This is a genomic window from Mesorhizobium sp. M4B.F.Ca.ET.089.01.1.1, assembly GCF_004022605.1.
Taxonomy (GTDB): domain Bacteria; phylum Pseudomonadota; class Alphaproteobacteria; order Rhizobiales; family Rhizobiaceae; genus Mesorhizobium; species Mesorhizobium abyssinicae.
The window spans coordinates 1-835 of record NZ_RZOS01001019.1 but is presented as its reverse complement, the minus strand read 5'-3'; the positions used below and the strand labels follow the sequence as shown (position 1 = coordinate 835).

Below are 835 nucleotides of genomic sequence, written 5' to 3'. Positions count from 1 at the left end.
TCTCCCCCACAAGGGGGGAGATTGGCAGCTTCAGCCGCTCAATAGATATCGAAGTCGAAATACTTGGCCTGGATCTTCTTGTAGGTGCCGTCGGCGACGATGGCGTCTATCGCCGCGTTGAGCTTGTCGCGCAGCGCAGTGTCCTCGAGGCGCACGGCGATGCCGGCTTCCGTCTCGGTGCCCTTGACGTCGCCGACCAGCTTGCAGCAGCCGTCGCTCGACTTCTTCAGCCAGTCCACCAGCACGAACTTGTCGGAGATGACGGCATCGAGCCGGCCGTTCTGGAGATCGGTGATCGCCTCTTCCTGGGTCGGATAGAGCTTGGCTTCGGCGCCGGCCTTGCCGTAGACGTCCTGGGCGAAGTCGGCCTGGGTGGTCGATGCCTGGGCGCCCACCGTCTTGCCGGCGAGCGCCGCCGGGTCGGTCGAGGTCAGTTCGCTGTCCTTCGGCGCGACCAGCGCAAGCGGCGTCGTATAGTATTTGTGGGTGAAGGCGACCTGCTTCTTGCGTTCCTCGGTGATGCTCATCGACGCGATGATGGCGTCGAATTTCTTGGCCTGGAGGGCCGGAATGATGCCATCCCAGTCCTGGGTGACGATCTCGCATTCGACCTTCATCTGCGCGCACAGCGCATTGGCGATGTCGATGTCGAAGCCCTCGACCTTGCCGTCGGGCGTGATGGTGTTGAACGGCGGATAGGCGCCCTCGGTGCCGATCTTGATCTTTTCGGCGGCCTGCGCCGACAAGGCGCCGGCGCCGAGCGTCAGCATGGCGGCAGCGGCTGCCGATAGGATCCATCTGGATATCTGCATTTTCGTCTCCCTCTGTCAGGTTC

Annotated in this window: 1 protein-coding gene; it reads right to left on the bottom strand. The window is 63.0% G+C overall.

Going from position 1 to position 835, the window contains the following annotated elements; translation table 11 throughout:
- Nucleotides 1–38 precede the first annotated feature (38 nt).
- A complete protein-coding gene (locus EN780_RS35735; RefSeq protein WP_127309986.1) occupies nucleotides 39–812 on the bottom strand; it encodes an ABC transporter substrate-binding protein in 774 nt (257 codons plus the stop codon).
- Nucleotides 813–835 lie beyond the last annotated feature (23 nt).

Coding starts and splice junctions, on each gene's coding strand:
- EN780_RS35735 (WP_127309986.1), bottom strand. CDS start 812: ATGCAGATATCCAGATGGATCCTATCGGCAGCCGCTGCCGCCATGCTG.